The organism is Luteitalea pratensis, from assembly GCF_001618865.1.
Lineage (GTDB): Bacteria > Acidobacteriota > Vicinamibacteria > Vicinamibacterales > Vicinamibacteraceae > Luteitalea > Luteitalea pratensis.
In genome coordinates this window covers 2,401,904-2,422,030 of record NZ_CP015136.1, presented here as the reverse complement: position 1 = coordinate 2,422,030, position 20,127 = coordinate 2,401,904, and the positions used below count along the sequence as shown (strand labels likewise).

At 68.1% G+C, this 20,127-nt stretch carries 13 protein-coding genes; 4 read left to right on the top strand and 9 right to left on the bottom strand.

Annotated elements, in window-relative coordinates:
• Window positions 1-50: 50 nt before the first annotated feature.
• Together LuPra_RS09940 and LuPra_RS09935 are read right to left on the bottom strand one after the other, a co-directional pair.
• Window positions 51-893: an HDOD domain-containing protein gene (locus tag LuPra_RS09940; protein ID WP_110170603.1), complete on the bottom strand. Its 843-nt coding sequence runs from the start codon at window positions 891-893 to the stop codon at window positions 51-53.
• Window positions 893-2,737, bottom strand: a complete 1,845-nt coding sequence (locus LuPra_RS09935) for a GspE/PulE family protein (protein ID WP_234800809.1) — start codon at window positions 2,735-2,737, stop codon at window positions 893-895. The genes LuPra_RS09940 and LuPra_RS09935 overlap by 1 nt, the downstream gene beginning before the upstream one ends.
• A gap of 262 nt (window positions 2,738-2,999) precedes the next feature.
• On the opposite strand from LuPra_RS09935, the gene LuPra_RS09930 reads away from it, so the two are divergent.
• Both LuPra_RS09930 and LuPra_RS09925 read left to right on the top strand, forming a co-directional pair.
• Window positions 3,000-4,232: a PQQ-dependent sugar dehydrogenase gene (locus LuPra_RS09930; protein WP_157898960.1), complete on the top strand. Its 1,233-nt coding sequence runs from the start codon at window positions 3,000-3,002 to the stop codon at window positions 4,230-4,232.
• A gap of 115 nt (window positions 4,233-4,347) precedes the next feature.
• Window positions 4,348-5,010 carry a lectin gene (locus LuPra_RS09925; RefSeq protein ID WP_110170601.1) on the top strand — a complete coding sequence of 221 codons (663 nt, stop codon included), beginning with the start codon at window positions 4,348-4,350 and terminating at the stop codon, window positions 5,008-5,010.
• A gap of 108 nt (window positions 5,011-5,118) precedes the next feature.
• Here LuPra_RS09925 and LuPra_RS09920 read toward each other — a convergent pair whose 3' ends face one another.
• The 4 genes from LuPra_RS09920 to LuPra_RS09905 all read right to left on the bottom strand — a co-directional run bounded on the left by LuPra_RS09920 (window position 5,119) and on the right by LuPra_RS09905 (window position 11,020).
• Complete coding sequence (locus LuPra_RS09920; protein ID WP_110170600.1) at window positions 5,119-6,465, bottom strand: DUF1552 domain-containing protein; 1,347 nt, start codon at window positions 6,463-6,465, stop codon at window positions 5,119-5,121.
• Complete coding sequence (locus LuPra_RS09915) at window positions 6,462-9,215, bottom strand: DUF1592 domain-containing protein (protein WP_110170599.1); 2,754 nt, start codon at window positions 9,213-9,215, stop codon at window positions 6,462-6,464. The genes LuPra_RS09920 and LuPra_RS09915 overlap by 4 nt, the downstream gene beginning before the upstream one ends.
• 17 nt (window positions 9,216-9,232) lie before the next feature.
• Window positions 9,233-9,724 (bottom strand): FKBP-type peptidyl-prolyl cis-trans isomerase, encoded by a 492-nt coding sequence (locus LuPra_RS09910; protein ID WP_110170598.1) that lies wholly within the window; start codon window positions 9,722-9,724, stop codon window positions 9,233-9,235.
• Between the two features lie 99 nt (window positions 9,725-9,823).
• Window positions 9,824-11,020: a multidrug effflux MFS transporter gene (locus tag LuPra_RS09905; protein WP_110170597.1), complete on the bottom strand. Its 1,197-nt coding sequence runs from the start codon at window positions 11,018-11,020 to the stop codon at window positions 9,824-9,826.
• Between the two features lie 198 nt (window positions 11,021-11,218).
• On the opposite strand from LuPra_RS09905, the gene LuPra_RS09900 reads away from it, so the two are divergent.
• Both LuPra_RS09900 and LuPra_RS09895 read left to right on the top strand, forming a co-directional pair.
• The gene (locus tag LuPra_RS09900) at window positions 11,219-12,133 is read left to right on the top strand and encodes a DUF4097 family beta strand repeat-containing protein (protein ID WP_110170596.1); all 915 of its coding nucleotides are present in this window, start codon (window positions 11,219-11,221) and stop codon (window positions 12,131-12,133) included.
• A gap of 444 nt (window positions 12,134-12,577) precedes the next feature.
• Window positions 12,578-13,495 carry a DUF4097 family beta strand repeat-containing protein gene (locus LuPra_RS09895; RefSeq protein WP_110170595.1) on the top strand — a complete coding sequence of 306 codons (918 nt, stop codon included), beginning with the start codon at window positions 12,578-12,580 and terminating at the stop codon, window positions 13,493-13,495.
• A 292-nt stretch (window positions 13,496-13,787) separates the two neighbouring features.
• On the opposite strand, the gene LuPra_RS09890 is transcribed toward LuPra_RS09895, so the two are convergent.
• From LuPra_RS09890 to LuPra_RS09880, 3 genes are all read right to left on the bottom strand, one after another.
• Complete coding sequence (locus LuPra_RS09890; RefSeq protein ID WP_110170594.1) at window positions 13,788-16,424, bottom strand: ABC transporter permease; 2,637 nt, start codon at window positions 16,422-16,424, stop codon at window positions 13,788-13,790.
• 9 nt (window positions 16,425-16,433) lie between these two features.
• The gene (locus LuPra_RS09885; protein ID WP_110170593.1) at window positions 16,434-16,772 is read right to left on the bottom strand and encodes a PadR family transcriptional regulator; all 339 of its coding nucleotides are present in this window, start codon (window positions 16,770-16,772) and stop codon (window positions 16,434-16,436) included.
• Window positions 16,773-16,998: 226 nt separating this feature from the next.
• Window positions 16,999-19,932 carry a M16 family metallopeptidase gene (locus LuPra_RS09880; RefSeq protein ID WP_110170592.1) on the bottom strand — a complete coding sequence of 978 codons (2,934 nt, stop codon included), beginning with the start codon at window positions 19,930-19,932 and terminating at the stop codon, window positions 16,999-17,001.
• Window positions 19,933-20,127 lie beyond the last annotated feature (195 nt).

Here is a 20,127-nt window from a genome sequence, read left to right as displayed (position 1 = left end):
CCGCCACGGGGCGCGCCCGATGTCGCTACAGGTGTCGCCCTGCGTGCCGGTCAGGCGGCGAGGGTCTGCATCCCGTCCTCGAGCATGATCTCGAGTTCCGCGATGACCACTTCCTTCAGCCCGAGGGCCGCCGCCTCCAGCGATGCGGTGAGCGCAATGCCGTCCTGCCTGTACAGATTGATCCCGAGCTTCGTACACGCGTTGTTCACAAGTCGGACAACGAGGTGCACCGGATTGGCCTCGCCGATGGAGGGCATTCCGTGCCGCCGGGCCACATCGGCGTAGAGCGGCGACAGATTCCATTGCTGGATGAGGCGGGCACCTTGCTCGGCGTGCAGTGAGGTCAGCAGTTCCTGGACGAGCGACGGTGGCAACTCGAGTGTCCATTCGCCCCTGCGGCGCAGGTCGTCGAGCACCTTCAGGATCAGGAGCTTGCCGATGTCGTGGAAGAGCCCGGCCATGAAGCACTCGCCCGCCAGCGAGCGATAGCCCGACCGCTCGGCCAGCCAGCGCGATCCGAACGCGACCGCCACCGAGTGCTGCCACAGCTGCGACATCAGCCGCTGGATCTGCGGATCCTGGCCCGTGAACTGGCCCTTCTGCGCGCAGGCCACGGCCAGCGACACCAGCTGGTCGAGGCCGAGCCGCATCACCGCGGCCCGAATCGTCGCCACCGAACTGAGGCCGGCGTAAAAGGCCGAGTTGGCCGTGCGCAGCACCTGGGACGCAATCGCCGGGTCGTGCGCGAGCAGCATCTCGAACTGATCGGACGTGCCGGTTCCAGAGGCCGCGAGGGCTTGAATCCTCGTCGCGATCGCGGGGTAGACGGGCAGCTGCAGGTCGTTTCGAGCGAGTTCGTCGCCGAGGACATCGATCAGGGACCGCGAATGCATCACGACAGGCTCCCGAGCAGCCGCCGGATCTCCTCGACCGGCCGCGGCTTCACCACACGCGGCAGGTGCCGCAACACTTCCTGGATCGTCGTCATCCCGTACGACGCCTTGTACAGGCCGTCCTCGACGAGCGCGACCAGCCCCGAGGTCTCGACACTGATGCGCCGGATCTCGTACGACGTGCGCCGGTTCAGGATCGCGTCCTTGACGAGTTCGTTGAGGACGAGCAGCTCGAACACGCAGATGCGCCCGCGATAGCCCGTGTACCGGCACGCGCTGCAGCCCCTGCCGAAAGTGAACGTCGCGCCATCCAGGTCCTGCGGCGACACGCCGAGGCGACGGATCTCACTGGCCGTCGGTGTGTACGGCTCGGCGCAGTGCGCGCAGACGCGTCGCAACAGTCGCTGCGCGACCACCGACACGACCGTCGACGAGATCAGGAACGCCTCGATGTTCATGTTCAGCAGGCGCAGCAGCCCGCCGATGGCGTCCTCGGTATGGAACGTCGTCAGCACCTTGTGTCCGGTCAGGGCCGCCTGGATGGCGGTGTCGGCCGAGAACCGATCGCGCATCTCCCCGAGCACGATCACGTCCGGGTCCTGCCGGACGATGTGGCGCAGCGTCTCCTCGAAGGTGCGATTGATCTTGGCGTTGATCGAGCACTGCGCGATGCCGTCGACGACGTACTCGACCGGATCTTCTGCCGTGACAATGGAGGTGTCGGGCGTGTTCAGGTGATCGACGGCGCTGTACAGCGTCGTCGTCTTGCCCGAGCCGGTCGGGCCCGTGATGATCACGACGCCGGTCGGTACTTCGAGCGCGTCGGCGACGAAGCGTTCGAGCATGCGCGGCCCCATCCCGATGTCGCGGATGCTGATCAACTCGGTCTTCCGGTTCAGCAGCCGAAGCACCACCTTCTCGCCGTGGATCGTCACGTAGAAGGAAGCCCGGATATCGGCTACGGCGCCGGTCTCCGGATCCTCGAACTTGATGCGGCCATCCTGGTGTCGCCGGCGTTCCGCGATGTCGGCTCCGGCGAGCACCTTGATGCGGCTGACGACGGCGGTGCCGAGGTCGCGATCGATCGTGCGGTGCTCCACCATGACGCCGTCGAGGCGGAACCGCACGCGGAGACCCGCCTGCAGCGGCTCGATGTGGATGTCGCTCGTGCCGGTCTCGAGGGCCTCGCGAATGAGGTCCACGACGATCTGCATCGCGGTGTGCTCGGTCGGCACCGCGTTGGCGCGTAACCCGCGCTCGAATGCGGCAAGTGCCTCGACCACGAGCGATCGCCGCGCGATCGCCGGAACCACGTTTCCGCCGAACATCTGCTCGGCGGCCATGCGGTGGGTCGCGTCCAGCGGGTCGGCAAAGGCCACGGTGACGCGGCCACCGGCCTGCGACACCGGGATCAGTGCGCATTCCTGCGCCCGCCGCAGGTTCATCCGCGCAAGCAGGACCCGATCGATGTCGGCGACACGGGGTTCGAGCAGCGGCAGTCCCAGGAGGTCCGCGAGCACCTCCGTCAGCCGGTGCTCCGACATCACCCGGCTCTCGACGAGGATCTCGCCGAGGCGCTTCTTGCCGCCGGCGGCCTGCTGCGCCGCCAGTGCCGCGCGCAGGTCGGATTCGCGCAGGTGGCCGAGGTCGATCAGGAGGTCGCCGAGCCGCATCGACTGCGGGTTGGCCCTGACGGCCTGCCGGATCTGGTCCGCCGAAACGATCTGGAGGTCCTGGAGGACCGTGAGGAGGCTGCGGGGTGTCTCGAGCTTGCCCTGCACCCGCTCTGCGTGGCGCACCTGGGCGTCAGTCACCATCTGCTCCTTCAGGAGCAAGGTAACCACGTCGCCGGGTGGTACGGGGGGCTGGGCGGCGGGAGCGGACTCGCCTGACATCACTATGGTAAGGAATCGGCGGAGAATTCCCCGTCGTGAACGGGCGAAGGTGGCGAGACGGCGCTGCGCGGAGTCCCGACTCTCGCACCGGGTACCCGGCACCCGGTACCCGGTGCCCAATCAGCGATCCGCGGTGACGTATGATGCGCGCGTCACCATCGATCAACGGGCCGGCCATCGGCTCGTCCGGTACAGTCACGGAGCACGTTCCATGTCCCTCTCCCGCTTGACGGGTCTCGCCGCGACGGCTGTCGCCGGCCTGACGCTCACCGTCGCCCTCACCGCGCAAGGCCCTGCGGCGCCGAAGACGTACAAGTTCTCGGCGGCCGAGCTCGCCACGCCATCGGAGCACCACCAGAACCCTGCGAAGCTCGTGCCCCGGCCCGACGGCGCATCGCTGTCGCTGCCGCCGGGGTTCACGGCCACGCTGTTCGCCTCCGGCGGCTTCAAGCGCCCCCGCAACGTCGCCCAGGCCCCCAACGGCGACATCTTCGTCGTCGACTCCGGCCCAGGCAGCGTCTGGGTGCTGCGTGACGCGGACAAGAACGGCACCATCGAGGACAGCGAGCGCAGCGAGTTCGCCACCGGCCTGAAGCAGCCGTTCGGCATCGCGTTCACGAAGGGCGCGGTGTACGTCGCCGCGACCGACCAGGTCGTGAAGTATCCGTATGCTGCCGGCGACCAGAAGGCCACCGCCGCCGCCACCACGGTCACGCCGCTGCCCAACGGGCCGACCGGCCACTGGACCCGCACCATCGCATTCGCTCCTGACGGCCGCAGCTTCTACGTCACCGTCGGGTCGTCTGACAACATCGCCATCGACCCGGATCCGCTGCGCGCCACCGTCCTCAAGTTCAACGCCGATGGCAGCGGGCGTACCACGGTGCTCACGGGCGTCCGCAACGCGCCAGGGCTCGCCTTCAACCCGGCGACCAAGGAAGCGTGGATTACGGTGCAGGAGCGCGGCGGCCTCGGTGACGACCTCGTCAACGATTACATGGCCAAGGTCGTGCCCGGCCGCTTCTATGGCTGGCCCTACGCGTACCTGGGTGCGCACGAGGATCCGCGGCACGCTGGCAAGATGCCCGATCTCGTCAAGAAGACCGTCGTCCCGGAGTTGCTCTTCGAGCCGCACGCATCAGCCATGACCCTCACGTTCTACACCGGCAAGGCCTTCCCGGAGAGCTATCGCAACGGCGCGTTCGCCGCCCTGCGGGGCTCGTCCGAGCGCGTCAAGCGCACGGGCTACAAGATCGTCTACATTCCGTTCGTCAAGGGGCAGCCGACGGGCGCGTACGAGGATTTCCTGACCGGCTGGATGCTCGGCGAGGACAAGCCGGAAGTCTGGGGTCGTCCCGTCGGGCTGGCGCAGTTGCAGGACGGATCGCTGCTCGTCGTCGAGGACGGCAACGGCACGATCTGGAAGATCAGCTACAAGGGGTAGGTCGACGAACGCTGAACGTTGAATGCCGAACGCTGAACCGAACGTCGAACGGCGAAGGTCAACGCCGCAAGGCCGAACACCTGCCGCGTTATCGATGGGGTAGAAGGAGCGCTAGATGCGAAGACTGATTCCGACTCTCACCGTGGCGGCCATCGCCACTGCTGGTTCGATCCTGGTGCACGCGCAGGCGTCGCCGCAGATGTCGTTCTTCATCACGAGCGTCGGCTCGGGCAAGGGGGCCGACCTCGGCGGCCTGGCCGGCGCCGACGCGCACTGCCAGGCGCTGGCGAAGGCCGTGGGCGCGGGCGGCAAGCAATGGCGCGCGTACCTGAGTGCGGCGTCGATGGACGGCAAGCCGTCCATCAATGCCAAGGACCGCATCGGCAAGGGGCCCTGGTACAACGCCAAGGGCGAGGTCGTCGCGAAGGACCTCGCGGACCTGCACGGCGAGGCGCCGCTCTGGACCAAGCAGACGGCGCTCAACGAGAAGGGGATGGTCGTCAACGGCCGTGGCGACACGCCGAACACTCACGACATCCTGACCGGCAGCAAGCAGGACGGCACGGTGACCGAGGGTGAAGCCAACATGGCCACCTGCAGCAACTGGGCGGCCAGCACCGACGGCGCCGGCAGCGCGACGGTCGGCCACTTCGACCGCACCGGCGGCGGCACGGCGCCAACCTCGCTCAACGCGGCACACCCGTCGAAAGGCTGCAGCCAGGCCAACCTCGTGGGTACCGGCGGCGCGGGCCTGTTCTACTGCTTCGCGGCGAAGTAGATAGGTGCTCCGCGCTTCAGGTCTTAGGTCTTAGGTCTTAGGTCTTACCTGGGACTTGAGACCTGAGCCCTGAAACGGGCCTGTAGCCGGAAGGCCGTAGGCTGCAGGCTACGAAACGTCGGTGAGGTAATCCAGCTTGCCCGTGCTGTCGCCGAGCGATTCGGTGGGCACACCCATCCCGTCCAGCAGCGTCAGGTACAGGTTGTTCATCGGGGTCTGCTTCTCGTAGACCACGTGCCGGCCCGTGCGCAACAGGCCGCCGCCCTGGCCGACGACCATGACCGGCAGGTCTTCGTGCGTGTGCCGGTTGCCGTCGCTCAGGCCGCTGCCATACACCACCAGCGAGTTCGCCAGCAGGTTGCTGTCGCCGTCCGGCGTCGCCTTCATCTTGCCGATGAAGTACGCGAACAGTTCGGCGTGGAAGACGTTGATCTGCTCGACACGCGCCATCCACTCCTTGTTGTTGCGGTGGTGCGTGAGCGGGTGGTGCGGATCGGGCACGCCGATCTCCGGGTACGTCCGGTTCGATCCCTCGCGTCCGACCATCATCGTCACCACGCGCGTGAGATCGGTCTGGAACGCGACGACCTGCAGGTCGTACATCAGCTTGGCGTAATCGGCAAAGGCAACCGGAATACCGCTCGGCTTGTCGATGCCAGGACGCAGGTCGCGCGTGTCGCTCTCGGCGACCTCGATCTGCCGTTCGATCTCACGCACCGCGTGCAGGTACTCGTCGACCTTGCGGCGATCGTTTGCGCCGAGGCTGTTCGACAGTGCCTTCGTGCGGGCGCCGACCACGTCGAGGATGCTGCGGCGATGCATCATGCGCCGCTGGCGAGTCGCCGGATCGAGGTGCGCGTCGGCGCCGAACAGGCGCTCGAAGACCAGTCGTGGGTTGGTCTCGGGTGGCATCGGCGAGTTCTCGCCGCGCCAGGCCAGGCTGTTGGTGTACGCGCAACTGTAGCCAGAGTCGCAGTTGCCGACGGTGCGCGAATCGTCGCAGCCCAGCTCGATCGACGCGAACCGTGTCGCCTTGCCGATGTGCTGCGCGACGATCTGGTCGGCCGAGACGCCGTTCTGGATGTCGGCTCCCGCCGTTTTCTTCGGGTGCACACCAGTGAGGTACGACGCGGCGGCGCGCGCGTGGTCGCCAGGACCGTCGCCAAGCGCCAGGCCGTTCTGCTGCGCCAGGCCGGTCAGAACGAGCATGTCGTTCTTGTACGGGGCCAGCGGCTTGAGCACGGTGGACAGTTGGAAACCGGCCCCGGTGCCCTCGGGCGTCCAGCCGGTCATCGACACGCCGTTGGGGACGTACGTGAAGACGAGGCGCTTGGGACCCACCGGCGCGGCCTTGGCGAGCGCCGGCGTCATGGCGTCGAGCATCGGCAGAGCGATGGCCGTACCGAGGCCGCGAAGGAAGGTCCGACGAGGCAGGTGCGAGCCGGTGATGATCATGGCGCGGTCACTCCAGCGGGAACCGCCCGCCGCATCTGGAACGGCAAACTCTTCACGATCTCCAGCACCAGACCGGAGAACGCGTAGTCGTGCTGCGGCAGCCTGTTGACGATGCCGCGAATGGTCGGCTTGTCGTGTCGCTCGAGCCCGCGGCCGAGCGCGTAGATCATCAACTTGGACGTGAGGGCGCGTGAGAAATCCTGCCGATCCTGCAACAGGATCGTCCGCAACTCCGATGGCTGATGGAAGGTGCGGCCGTCAGGCAACTCGCCCTTCGGGTCGATCGCGAACTTGCCGTCCATGGCGCGCCAGGCACCAATGCCGTCGTAGTTCTCGAGCCCGAAGCCGAGCGGGTCCATGCGGCGGTGACACGACGCGCACGTCGGGTCGGCGCGGTGCGCTTCCATCTGCTGCCTGAGCGACGCCGTCTGACCAATCGCTTTCTCGTCGAGCGCGGGCACGCCGGCCGGGGGATCGGGTGGTGGCGCATCCAGCAGGTTGTCGAGTACCCACCGGCCACGCAGCACCGGCGAGGTACGCGTCGCATAAGACGAGACCGTCAGCACGCTCGCCTGTGTGAGAACCCCGCCACGCTGGCCATCGGTAAGGTCCACACGACGGAACGTCGGGCCGGCCACGCCCTCCACGCCGTAGTGGTTCGCCAGCCGCTCGTTGAGGTACGTGTACTTGGCGTCGAGGAACTCGAGGATGCTCCGGTCCTCACGGACGATGTGCTCGAAGAACAGCGTCGTCTCGTTGCGCATCGAGAGGCGCAGGTAATTGTCGAAGCGCGGGAACTTCTCGCGATCCGGGGCGACCGACTCGAGGGCACGGAACTGCAGCCACTGGCCGCCGAACTCCTCGACCAGCGCCGACGACCTGGCATCGACGAGCATGCGGCGAACCTGCGCCTCGAGCACCCCCGGCTTGCGCAGCATGCCGCGGTCGGCGAGCCGCCGCAGCTCCGCGTCGGGCATGCTGGACCAGAGGAAGTACGACAGGCGGGACGCGAGTTCGTGCTCGCCCACCGGCACCGCCTGTGTCCCCGCCGCTGTCGCGACGTGATCCTGTTCGATGCGGAACAGGAAGTCGGGCGAGACCAGCAGCGCCTGCAGCGCAATCGCGAGTGCCTCGTCGAACGACTCGCCCGCCTTCTGCGCCCGCGCCATCACGGCGACGTACGGGACCAGTTCCTCGCGCGCCACGGGGCGACGGAAGGCACGCTGGGCGACGGCGGAGATGTTCTTGAGCGCGCACCAGGACTGGTGTTGGGAGGGACGCTTCTCCGAGGCGGCCAACCCCTTCGCGTCCGCACGGCGCGGTCTCGCAGATGGACCGCTGCCTCCTTCGCCGTGCGGCTTCGGCGGGCCAAGCGGAGAGCGGTCCCTACCAAAAGAGCGGTCCCTACCAACGTGGCCGCAGGCATACACCTTGGCGAGGCTCTCGCGCGAGGGCTTCGTCTCCGGCTCGAACGGCCCCGCCAATTCGAGTCGTCCGACTCGCGCCGTGTTGATGGGCGCCTTCTTCAGCGCCTCCTGACGCTCCTCGAACCGCTTCCGGAACATCGCGATCCGTTCCGGAGTGGGATCGGTCTGCGGCGGCGTGAATGTCGGGACGTGGTACTGCTCGGGCCGGGCCGATGGATTCGGACCATTGAAGCGGACCGGCAGCCCCTCGTAGAGGTTCATAACCGTCGCCGCGATCCAGCGCTCCCCGACGTTCAGCGGCACCCTGAACTCGATCGTCTTGCTGTCGAGGTCCTGCTCGTCGGTTTCGAACGACGCCAGCGCGGCAGGGTCGAGCAGTTGCTCGGCGACCTGCGTGCCGTCCACGAAGAGGCCAATCCGCACCGGCATCGAACCGTTGGGACGCTTGCCGTTCATGAACACGCGGATCAGGTAGGTGCCGGGAACGGCGACGCGGTGACTGGCGTGCGCAGAGTTGGGCAGGCTCAGCCCGCTGGTGTCGTATTGGGCCGGCGGTGTGCGAAGGGGCGCCACGGCCGCCGTCGGGGCCTTCAGCCGGACGAGCGTCGGGGCCTCGACTTCGTAGCCGAACATCGCCGTCCGCACGACCTTCTCGGCGGCGACCATGTACTTCTCGAGCAGCACCGGCGACAGCGACAGGACGTCGGCGATGTTGTCGAAGCCATAACCGGCATCGTCTTGCGGGAAGTCGTCGGCGGGACGCACGTCGACGCCGAAGAGATCGCGGACGGTGTTGTTGTATTCGGGCCGATTGAGACGGCGGGCGGTGATGCGGCCAGGGTCGGGCGGCGTGATGCGCTCGAGCCGGTCGAATTCCTGCTCGATCCAGCGCGTGACCGCCTCGACGTCCTTCGGGTCGGGCCGCTCCTCGTCCTCCGGCGGCATCTCGCCGGTCCGGAGTTTGAGCAGCATGTGCTCCACGTCGTCGATGTGCACGCCAATCGTGTCGGCGCTGGCGAGACGCTCGAAGTTCATCCCGCCCTTCTGCCGGCGATTGTTGTGGCAGTCGGTGCAGTTCTTTTCGAGGAAGGGTTTGACGACGGCGTCGAACGTGGCGCGATCGGGCTCCCGGTCGGCAGGCGCAGGGCCAGACGACGCAGAGGCAGCCAGCGAGGCCACGGCCACGAACAGCAGGGTGAGGGCGCGACGCACGGAGTTCCGGTCATTGTAGCCCGGACGGGCCGGATGGCCGTCGCGCCGCGCGCGGCGCTGGAACTTGGGCTTCCGCTCAACGGCCGTCGATAACCAAGTAGCGGGGCTCATGGGCTCCGCCTGTCCGCCTAGGCCGCAGTAACCACGACGCCATTGGCGCGGATCTCGAAAATGAGCGTCGCATTGGGCGGAATTGCAGGACTGGAACCCGTCGCGCCGTATGCCAGATCGGGAGGGATCGTCACGCGCCGGATCCCCCCTATCTTCATACCCACGACACCCTGCTCGAACCCCTTGATCAACCGGCCTGCCCCCACAGTGAATTGCAAGGGGCTGCACGTGCTCGGACACGACGTATCAAACGGGTTGCCCTTGTTGTCCGACGTCGCGGTGCTGTAAAGCCAGCCGACGTAGTCAACGCTGAGAACCAGGCCGTTGACAACTTCGTCGCCAGTTCCGACCGTCAAATCCGTGGTGGAGAACGGCACGTTGGCCACCCAGGTTTCGTTGACGGGTGTCGGCGCCGTGTCGCTGCTGCCACCACAGGCGGCCGCGGTCACGGAAGTCAGGAGTCCGAGCAGCAAGGCACGGCGTGATGGTTGCGTGGGTTCGAGGATCATCCGACCGTCGAGGTTAACAGACCGCGTGTGCCGCCAACGTTAAATCTTCGGCCAAATTGTGAAAACTTCGTGGCCCGGCCGGGTGCCGCGGACGCCCGCCTAAAGGTCCGGCTGCGCGGGGATCCGGCGGGTCGCCAGCACCCACGCCCCACCCACGAAGAGCAGAATCGCCACAGCCATCGGCCTGAGCGTGCCGTCAAACGCCGCCGACACCACGAGGGTGGCCAGCCCGGACGTACCGTACTGCAGCGACCCGAGCAACGCCGACGCGGTGCCCGCGTCGCGATCGAACGGCGCCAACGCCAGCGCGGTGGTGTTGGGCAGGACGAACCCGAGCAGGAGCACGACCAGCCACACGGGGCCCGCGAGGCGGAACAGGCCGGGGGTCACCGCCCTCGCCAGGACTACGAACAACGCCGCCGCAAGGATCTGCAGGACCAGCGCTCGCGAGAGCACGTCGCGGGCCGTCTCACGAGTCAGCAGGCCGCGGTTGATCTGCGACGCCGCGATCAGCCCCAGCGAATTGAGGCCGAACATGGCGGCAAACCCCGTCGGCGACAGCCCGAGGACCTGCATGTAGAGGAACGGCGCACCGGCGATGTAGGCAAACAGCACGCACTGGGCCAGCGCCCCGGCGCCTGCGAAGCGCCGGAACCTCGCGTGCCTCGCGACCCTCCCGAAGGCCGCAGCCACGCTGGCCACCGTGAGTGTCGTCGCCCGGGCCGCTGGCGGGGTGTCGGGCAGGCCTCGCGCCACGGCGACCCACGTCGCCGCCCCGAACGCGACCAGGATGCCGAACAGCGCCCGCCACCCGGCGTGCGCGAGCACCCATCCGCCGACCATCGGCGCCAGGATGGGGGCGACACCCATGACGAGCATCAGCGACGACAGGACGCGAGCCGCCTCGCGCGGCCCGAACACGTCGCGGACCACGGCACGCGCCATGACCACCCCGGCACAACCGCCGAGCGCCTGCAGCCCGCGCCAGCACATCAGTTGAGGAATCGAACCGGCCAGCGCACAGCCGGCCGAGGCGACGGTGTAGAGCGCCAGCCCGACCAGCAGGGGGCGCCGACGCCCATAGCGGTCCGACAGCGGCCCGTAGAAGAGTTGTCCGAGGGCGAGCCCGATGAAGAACACCGAGAGCGTCCGCTGCACCGCGGCGGCGTCGGTGGCGAAGGTGGCCTGCAACGCTGGAAATGCCGGCAGGTACATGTCGATGGACATCGGCGCGATCGCCGTCAGGCTGCCGAGGAGCAGGATCAGGCCGGCGTGGCCGCGTGGGGCTTCAGTCACGCCGCATTATCTGATGCCTGATGCCTCATGCCTGATGCCTGATGCCTGATGCCTCGCGTCTCAAGTCTCAAGTCTCAGGTCTCAAACTCCTTGCCTCCCTTTCGAAGGCCGACGGCCGAAGGCCCAAGGCCCGGACTGCCGTGAACTCCGGACCGGGCCCTGCCGTCAAAGCCGCAGAGTCCTTCCCAAGGAGCCCCGATGTCCCTGCGTTTTTCGCCCGCGCTCGCCGCCTCGCTGTTGACCCTCGCCCCGATCCTGGCCATGGCGCAGCCGGTCCCGTTCGAACGCTCGCTGAACGTCGGCGCGGCTCCCACGCTCGACGTCTCCAGCGGCAGCGGTGATGTCACTGTCCGCGCGGCCGCCGGTGGAGCGATTGTCGTCAAGGGGCTGGTCTCGGTGAACAAGGGCTCGAACGCACCGGCCAATGCCGCCGAGATCGCGAAGCAGGTGGCCGCCAATCCGCCGATCGAGCAGACCGGCGACGCCGTCAAGGTCGGACGCATCAGCGACGAGACGACCCGCAACGCCGTGTCGATCGCCTATGAGATCAGCGTGCCCGCCGCCACGGGCGTGGTCGTCGGCACCGGGTCAGGCGACGTCGTGGTGACGGGAGTGAAGACCGTGAAGGCCAGCAGTGGCTCGGGAGACGTGAGCGTGGCCGGCATCTCCGGCGAGGTGGACGTGCGCACCGGCTCGGGCGACATCGCCCTGAAGGACGCGATGAACAAGGCCAATTTCAGCACCGGCAGCGGCGACATCGTGGCGGCGCTCTCGGGCTCCGGCGACGTCCGCGCCTCGACGGGCAGCGGCGACATCAGGCTGACCGGCGTCGTCGGCCTGTTGAGCGCCAGCACCGGCAGCGGCAGCATCAGCGTGGAGGGCAAGCCGACCGGCGACTGGAAGGTGTCCTCGGCTTCCGGTGACGTCGAAGTGGCCGTGCCGGCCGAACAGGGCTACACGCTGGACGCGAGCACGGCCTCGGGCGACCTCGCCGTGGCGTCCGGCCTCAACATCGAGAAGCAGCCCGGACACCGGCGCGCCCAGGGCGCCGTCCGCGGCGGCGGCCCGACGCTGCGCCTCAGCACTGCGAGCGGCGATATCGCCGTCAAGTAGGCTACGGCCTGCAGCCCTACAGCCTGCGGCGCGGCTCACGGCTACGGCTTACGGGCTTAGGGGCTCAAGGCTCAGGGCTCAAGGCTCAGGTCTCAGGCTCAAGGCTCAAGGCTCACGCCAGACTCGAGACTGATCTCGCTACCGCCCGTCGACCTGACTTGTCCGCCGCAGCCTCGGCGAAGGTGGAAGGTCGACGGCTACATTTCAGTGGGTTCGTAGGCGTCGACCTTCAGGTCGACGCATTCTTCGGCGTACAGCGTACGGCGTACGGCGTTTTCATGTAGGCGTCGAGCTTGCTCGACGCACATGTTCAGCGTTCGGCATTCAACGTTCGCCGTTCTACGTTGCTGCTCAGCGTTCGGCGTTCGGGCGTTCGGCGTTCGTCAATGAACTCCTTCCCCCGAGCCCCCGTCAAACGCAGAAGCCCCTCAACAAGGAGTATGGATGTCCGTTCGCCTGTCGTCGGCGATTGCCGCCTCGCTGCTCGTCATCGTTCCCGCGCTGGCTTCGGCCCAGTCGCTCACCTTCGAGAAGACCGTGACCGTCGGGGCGTCGCCCTCGCTCGACGTGTCCACCGGCAGCGGTGAGGTCACCGTGCAGGGTGGCAGCGGCAACGCGATGGTCATCAAGGGCACCGTGAAGGTGCGCACGGGCTGGAACGTGCCGTCCAATGCCGCCGATCTCGCACAGCGCCTGCTGGCCAACCCGCCGATCACACAGAGCGGTGACGCCGTGACGGTGGGCAAGATCGCCGACGAGGACACCCGCCGGGCGGTGTCGGTCTCCTACCAGATCACGGTGCCCGCACCGACCGCAGTGCAGGCCAACTCAGGCTCCGGCTCGGTGTCGGTGACCGGTGTCGGTGGCGCGGTGAAGGCCAACAGCGGCTCGGGCAGCGTCACGGCGGCCTCGATCGGCGGCGACGTCGACCTCCGGACCGGCTCGGGCGACATCAGCCTGAAGGACGGCAAGAAGGGTGCGGCGCTGTCGACTGGCAGCGGCAGCATCCAGGCGACGCTCAGCGGCCAGGGCGACGTGAAGGCGAACACCGGCAGCGGCGACATCTCGCTCACCGGCGTCGTCGGCCTGCTCACCGCATCGACGGGTAGCGGCAGCATCGGTGTCTCGGGCAAGCCGACCGGTGACTGGAAGGTTTCGGCCGCATCCGGCAACGTCACGGTCGACGTGCCCGAAGAGCAGGGCTTCTCGCTCGACGCCAGCACCAGTTCAGGGAGCCTCGACATCACCGCACCGCTGACGGTGCAGGGCCGCATCGATCGGCGTCGTGTGCAGGGCACGGTGCACGGCGGCGGCCCCATGCTCCGGCTCAGCACCGCGAGCGGCAATATCGCCGTCAAGTAGCCTGCGGCCTACAGGCTGCAGCCTGCAGCCTGCAATCTGCAGCCTGCAATCTGCGGCTTACGGCTCACGGCTCACGGCTTAGGGAGCTCACGCCTCAAGTCTCAGGTCTCAGGTCTCAGGCCTTTAGGATCACGTCTGGCATTGCCTTGAGACGTGAGACCTGAGACCTGAGACTGATCCCGTCGCCCGTCGACTCGACGGCTACGTACTTGGTGTAGGCGTCGAGCTTGCTCGACGCGCACCGATCGGCGTGGATGCTTGGCGTTCGGCGTTCGCCGTTCAGCGTTAGGCGCTACTCGCCGCGCATCGACCGCGCCGGATCGAGTCTCGCAGCGCGTCGAGCCGGGACGAAGCTCGCCACCAGCGCCGTCAGCGTGAGCGTTGCCGCCACGACGACCAGCGTCAGTGGATCGAGAGGCGTGACCGCGTAGAGTTGCTGCTGGACCAGGCGGGCGAGCAGCACCGCTCCGGCCAGTCCCGCCACCAGCCCGGTCGTCGTGAGGTGCAGCGACTGGCGCACGACGAGCCGTAGCACCGCCGCCGGCAAGGCACCAAGGGCCAGGCGGATGCCGAGTTCCTGCGACCGCTGGCTCACCGCATAACTCATGACACCGAAAACGCCTGTCGCGGCCAGCACCAGGCCGACGCCGGCAAAAATCGCGAGGAGCGCGGTGTAGAACCGGTTCCGCGCGAGCGAGGCCGTGATGACTTCGCGGAGTGGCGTGACGTCGGTCAACGGCAGGTTCGGATCGACCGACCGAACCGCGGCCCGCACGGCCGCCAGCTGGCTGCCGACGTCGCCGGCACTGCGGACCACGAACCGCAGCGAACGCGTGGATCGCTGCGCGTACGGCACGAACAGCTGCGGTGCTGTCGGATCGCCGAGCGAGCGTTGCGGCACGTTGCCCACCACCCCCACGATCTCGCGCGTCGTCCCGGACACCACGCGACGACCGACCGGATCATGGCCACCGAACCAGTGGCGCACGCCAGCCTCGTTGATCAGCGCCACGCGCGGCGCCTCGTTGCGATCGGTGTCTGCGAGCCAGCGTCCGCTCTCGAGCGGGACGCCGATCGCATCGAAGTAGCCCGGCGTCACGCTCGCGACCGCAATCTCCTGGTTAACGTTGGCCGGAGGGGGCGGCTGCCCTTCGACGGCAAAGTCGTTCATCGCGCCTCGGCCTGACAGCGGTAGCGTGCTGGTGAGGGCCACGGCCTGGACGCCGGGAAGCGCGCGCAAGCGCTCCACGAGGGTATCTACGCGGCGCCGGACCTCGGCCGCTTCCTGGTACGCCTCGCCAGTCAGCGTCAGCCGAAACGTGACGATGCGATCGGGACGGAAGCCGGGATCGACGTGCGACAGCGCGACGAGGCTGCGCACGAACAGCCCCGCCCCTGTCAGGAGCACCACGGCCAGTCCCACTTCGGCGACGACGAGGAACGCGCGGGCGCGGCCTGAGCCTCCCGACGCGCCCGCATCGCGTCCGCCTTCGTGCAGCGCGGAGGTCAGCGAGAGGCCGGTGGCCTGCCACGCGGGCAACGCGCCGAGCAGGAGGCCGGCGCCAAGCGTGCTGAGCAGGCCGACGAGGAGCACCGGCTGGCTCAGCGCGATGCCATCCAGCCGTGGAATGTCGGCCGGCTGCGCGGCCACGAGCAGCCTGATGCCGATGACGGCGATCGCGAGCCCGAAGGCGCCGCCGAGCACGCCCAGCACCCCACTCTCGACGAGCAATTGCCTGGCGATCCGTCCTCGGGTGGCGCCGAGCGCCGCACGGATGCCCAGTTCCGCCCGCCGTGCCGAGACGCGCGCGAGGAGCAGGTGAGCCACGTTCGCGCACGCGACGAGGAGCACGAAGGCCACCGCGCCCAGCAGCATGAGCAGCGGCGCACGGACGTCCCCGGTCACGACTTCGGCGAGCGGTCTGGCGTCAATCGTCATGCCCGCGTTCGTGTCGGGGAACGCCTGCTGCAGCCGCCGGCCGACCGCCCGCAGGTCGACGCTGGCGGCGCGAACGTCGACACCCTGTCGCGCACGGCCGATCACGGTCAGGAACTCCGAACGACGCCCGTTGGCGGTCGTGGCGTCGAAGGTCGGGCCGTATGCGAGCGGCCGATAGACGTCGGCAGCCTCGATGAGGCGCGCGCCCGGTTTCAGGACCCCGACGATCTCGAACCTGCCGTCGCCGAAGGTCAACACGCGGCCGAGGACGCCGCGATCGCCGCCGAACGCCTGCATCCAGAAGGCGTGACCGAGGACGACCACCGCGTCCCGCCCCGGCGCGTGCTCGGCGGCCAGGAACGTCCGTCCCTCGACGGCATCGATGCCGAGTTGTCGAAAGAGGCCATCGCTGACCCGCGCGATCCGCACTTCCCGGGGCTCGCCCTCGATCAGCGTGCCGAGGCTGTCGGCGACTGCCTCGATCTGCTCGAATGCGCGAGTGTCCTGCCGCACGCTCATGAAGTCGGGCGCCGACAGCGAGTAGCGTGACCCATCCGGGTAGAGCATGTGGACGTCGTACAGACGGCCGGGCGCCGGGTACGGCAGCGGCTGCAGCAGCACCGCGTACACCACGCTGAAGATCGCCGTCGTCGCGCCGATGCCGAGTCCGAGCGTGAGGACGGCGGTGAGCGCCACGAGCGGGCTCCGGCGCAGCAGGCGCAGCGCGAACGCCACGTCGTGACGCAGGTCGGAGACGAACGACAGGCGTGCCATGCGTCGGTGCCTTCGGCTGTCGATGTCGATGCACTCGCGGCGGGGACCAGCGAGATCGCCGACGCGTGCGAGGGCAATCTCACGCGCGCGTTCGGGCGTCTCGCCGCGCTCGGCGAGTTCACGCGTCCGCATCTCGATGTGGAACGAGAGTTCCTCGTCGACGTCGGCACGGGGGTTGGGGCCGAACAGGTCTCTGAAACGAGTCCACCGGGGCATCGGCCTGCCCTACTGGAGCGCCGGCGCGACAAGCGCCGCGGAGATGGCGGCCGCGTACCGCTCCCAGCTCGCGACCTCGACCTGCAGCCGCAGGCGCCCCGGCCGCGTGAGCTCGTAGTACTTCGCGCGGCGATTGTTCTCGGACGCGCCCCATGTCGCGGTCACGAGCCCTCGCTCCTCGAGGCGATGCAGCGCCGGGTACAGCGTCCCCTCCCCCACCGCGAGCAGGTCGTCGGTCGCGCCCTCGATCCAGCGCGCGACGGCGTAGCCATGGGCCGGTCCCCAGCTGAGGGCCTTGAGGACGAGGAGGTCGAGCGTGCCTTTGACGATGTCGGGAGTGCGTTCCATCGGAGTCCGATGGGAAGCCTACGACAGCTTCCCATCGGAGTGCAAGGGGACGTAGAAGAACGCCGAACGCTGAACGCTGAACGCTGAACGCCGAACGCCGAACGCCGAAAGAAAGGTAGCGGCCGGCTGTCCCAGCCGGCCGTTGTGGTGAGCGTCGAGCAAGCTCGACGCCTACGCCTGAAACGTCAGGTCGACGGACGACGCGGGATAGGGAAGCGACTGAAGCTTACCTGCCGCTCCCCGATCCTGTGCCGCCTGCGGCAGCCGCGGGCTTGCCCTCGGAATCGAGGACCACGACCTCTCCGAGCGCGAGTTCGCGCAGGCCGGCCTCGACGGTGCGCCGGTCGCCGACGAGGACGATCGACGCGCGCTCCGGACGCGCGTACTTCTTCGCGGCGGCGAGCGTCGCGTCCAGCGTCGCCCTGGCGGTCTCGTCGTATTCGCGCTGCAGTTCCGTCATCGGCAGCCCCTGCGACCAGAGGGTGGCGATCTCGCCGGCGACGCGCGTGAACGCCTCGAACTGCTGCGCGTAGCCGCGCGTCTTCACCTGCCTGGCGGTCGCGAACTCGTCGGCGGTGATCTCCCTGGCACCGCCGAGAGCCTTCAGTTCCTTGTCGAACTCGACGACCGACTCCTTGGTCTTGTCGGTCTGGACACCGCCCGACGCGTACCAGGAACCGGCTTCCTTCAGCAGCTGCAGTGTCGAGAACACGCCGTAGGAGTAGCCCTTCTCCTCGCGAAGGTTCATGTTGAGGCGCGTGCCGAAGCCGCCACCGCCCCACACGGCGTCGGCGAGCAGCAGTGCGTAGTAATCGTCGCTGTCGCGCCGCGGCGCGGGGAGGAACTGCTGGACGTTGGTCTGCGCCGCATCCTGCCGATCGACCAGGTAGATCCGCCCAGCCGGCGCCGGCTTCGCGGCAGGTATCGTGACGGGCGAGGCCGCGCCGCCGCTCCACGCGCCGAAATGCTGCGTTGCGAGCGCTGTCGCCTCCGCAAGGGTGACCGCCCCCACGAAGACGATCGCCGAACTTCCCGGCTTCCAGCGATCCTTGTGGAACGAGACGAGATCGTCGCGCGTGATGCCCTGGATCGTCCGCGGGAAGCCCTGGGCCGGACGTCCGTACGGATGGTCAGGTCCGAACGCGAGGATCGCGCGGACCCGGGACGCAATGGCGCCGCCGTTCTTCTCGGTCTGCGCCAGCAGGTCGAGCTGCCGCTTCTTCTCGCGCTCGACCTCGGCCTCGGGGAACGTCGCGTTCATCACGACGTCGGCCGTGATGCCGATGGCCGGCGACAGGTTCCGCTTCAACACTTCGAAGTTGACGAACGAGTACTCGCGGCCAACGCTCCCGGCCAGCGTCGCGCCGAGATCGCCGAACGCGTTCTCGATGTCGAGCGCCTTGCGGGTCGCCGTGCCCATGTCGATGGCACGGATGGTCATCTGCGCGAGCCCGTCCTTGCCCGCGGGATCGGCAATCGCTCCCGCCCGCGTCGCGACGGTAATCGCCACCTTCGGCAGATCCGATCGCTCGACGACCAGGAGCTCGAGGCCGTTGTCCAGCGTTGCCGTCTGCACCGTTGGCGCGCGGAACGGCCGGTCCTCGCCGAGCGCCGGCTGTTTCGAACGATCGAGCGTGGACTCCGCGGGCCGGCCCGACGTCTCGGGGCGGAAGTGGATGAGCAGCCGGTTGCGCGTGTTCAGCCACCGATCGACGGCGGCGCGGACGTCGCCAACCGCCACCGTGCGGTAGCGACCCATGTCGGCCTCGAATTTGCCGGGTTCGCCGAGGTACACGTTGTACTGGTTCAACAGGTCCGCCTTGCCGCCGAACCCACCGATGCGCTCCAGCCCGGAGACGAACTCGAACTCCTGCTTCGTGCGCGCCCGATCGAGTTCGGCCTGCGTCGGGCCCGCTTTCGCCAGCAGCGCAATCTGCTCGGTGACGATTCGCTCGACCTCGCCGAGCGAAGAACCAGGGCGTGCAGTCGCCTGCACGACGATTGCGCCCGCAATCTCGGCGCCGAGTGGAAACGAGCTCACCGCCGTGCACAACGGCTTGTCGTACACGAGCGCCTTGTTCAACCGCGACGACAGCCCGTCGGTCAGGATCCGCGACGCCAGGTTCAGCGCCGCGTCGTCGGCCGCGAAGTACTCGGGCGCGGGCCAGATCATGTAGGTCCGTTCCTGCGGCACCCGATCGGCGACTTCGACGATGCGCTCGGCGTCGAGCGAGGACACCCAGCGGTCTGGCCGATCGAGGGCAGGCCCGGGCTGGATCGACCCGAAATACTTCTCGACGAGCGCCCTGGCCTGGGCGGGATCGAAATCGCCGGCGATGACAAGCGACAGGTTGTTGGGCGTGTAGTAGCGGCGGAAGAAGTCCTTCACGTCGTCCAGGGACGCGGCGCTCAGGTCCTCCATGCTGCCGATGACCGGCCACGAATACGGGTGGCCCCGGGGGAAGAGCTGATCGAAGAGGATGTCGATCCACCGTCCGTACGGCTGGTTCTCGAGGCCCTGCCGCCGTTCGTTCTTGACGACGTCGCGCTGGTTGTCCAGCTTCTTCTGATCGGTGACGTCGAGCAGCGTCGCCAGCCGATCGGACTCGACCCACAGCAGCGTCTCGAGGTTGCCCGAGGGCACCGTCGCGAAGTAGTTCGTGCGGTCGTTGTCGGTGGTGCCGTTGACGCCACCTTCGTGCAGGTTGGCGCCGGCCTTCTCGGCGATGTTGAAGTACTCGCCCGGGACGTTCTTCGAGCCCTGGAACATCATGTGCTCGAAGAGATGCGCGAAGCCCGTGCGGCCCGGCTTCTCGTTCTTCGAGCCGACGTGGAACCACTGGTTGACGTGGACGATCGGCAGCTTGCGATCGACGTGCAGGATGACCTGCAGGCCGTTGGGCAGCGTGAACTTCTCGAACTCCACCTTCGGCACGGCGGGGGCCTGCGGCACGCGCGCCGCCGTGGATGGCGCCACGGGCGACCGCGGCGGTGCCTGCGGGGCCTCCCTGGGCCGGGGTGGCCGGGCCGGGCGCTGGCCGGGCGTTGACGACCGCGCTCGAGCAGCCGCGAGGCGGTCCGCCGACTGGCCCATCGGCAAGGCCACGACGAGCGCAGACAGCAGTGCGAACGAGAATGTGCACGGCAGGCGTTTCGACATCGACTGTCCTCCGGAGACGTGGACAGAATAGGCGAAATGATCCGGGCCTGCGCGTCGATTGGGACGGGTTCGGGACGAATGCCTACGGCATCCGACAAACGCCGAACGTTGAACGCCGAACGCCGCAGACTGGCGATGTAGGCCGCAGGCGGTAGGCTGCAGGCCGTAGGCGGCAAGCGTCAGGCGTTAAGCGTC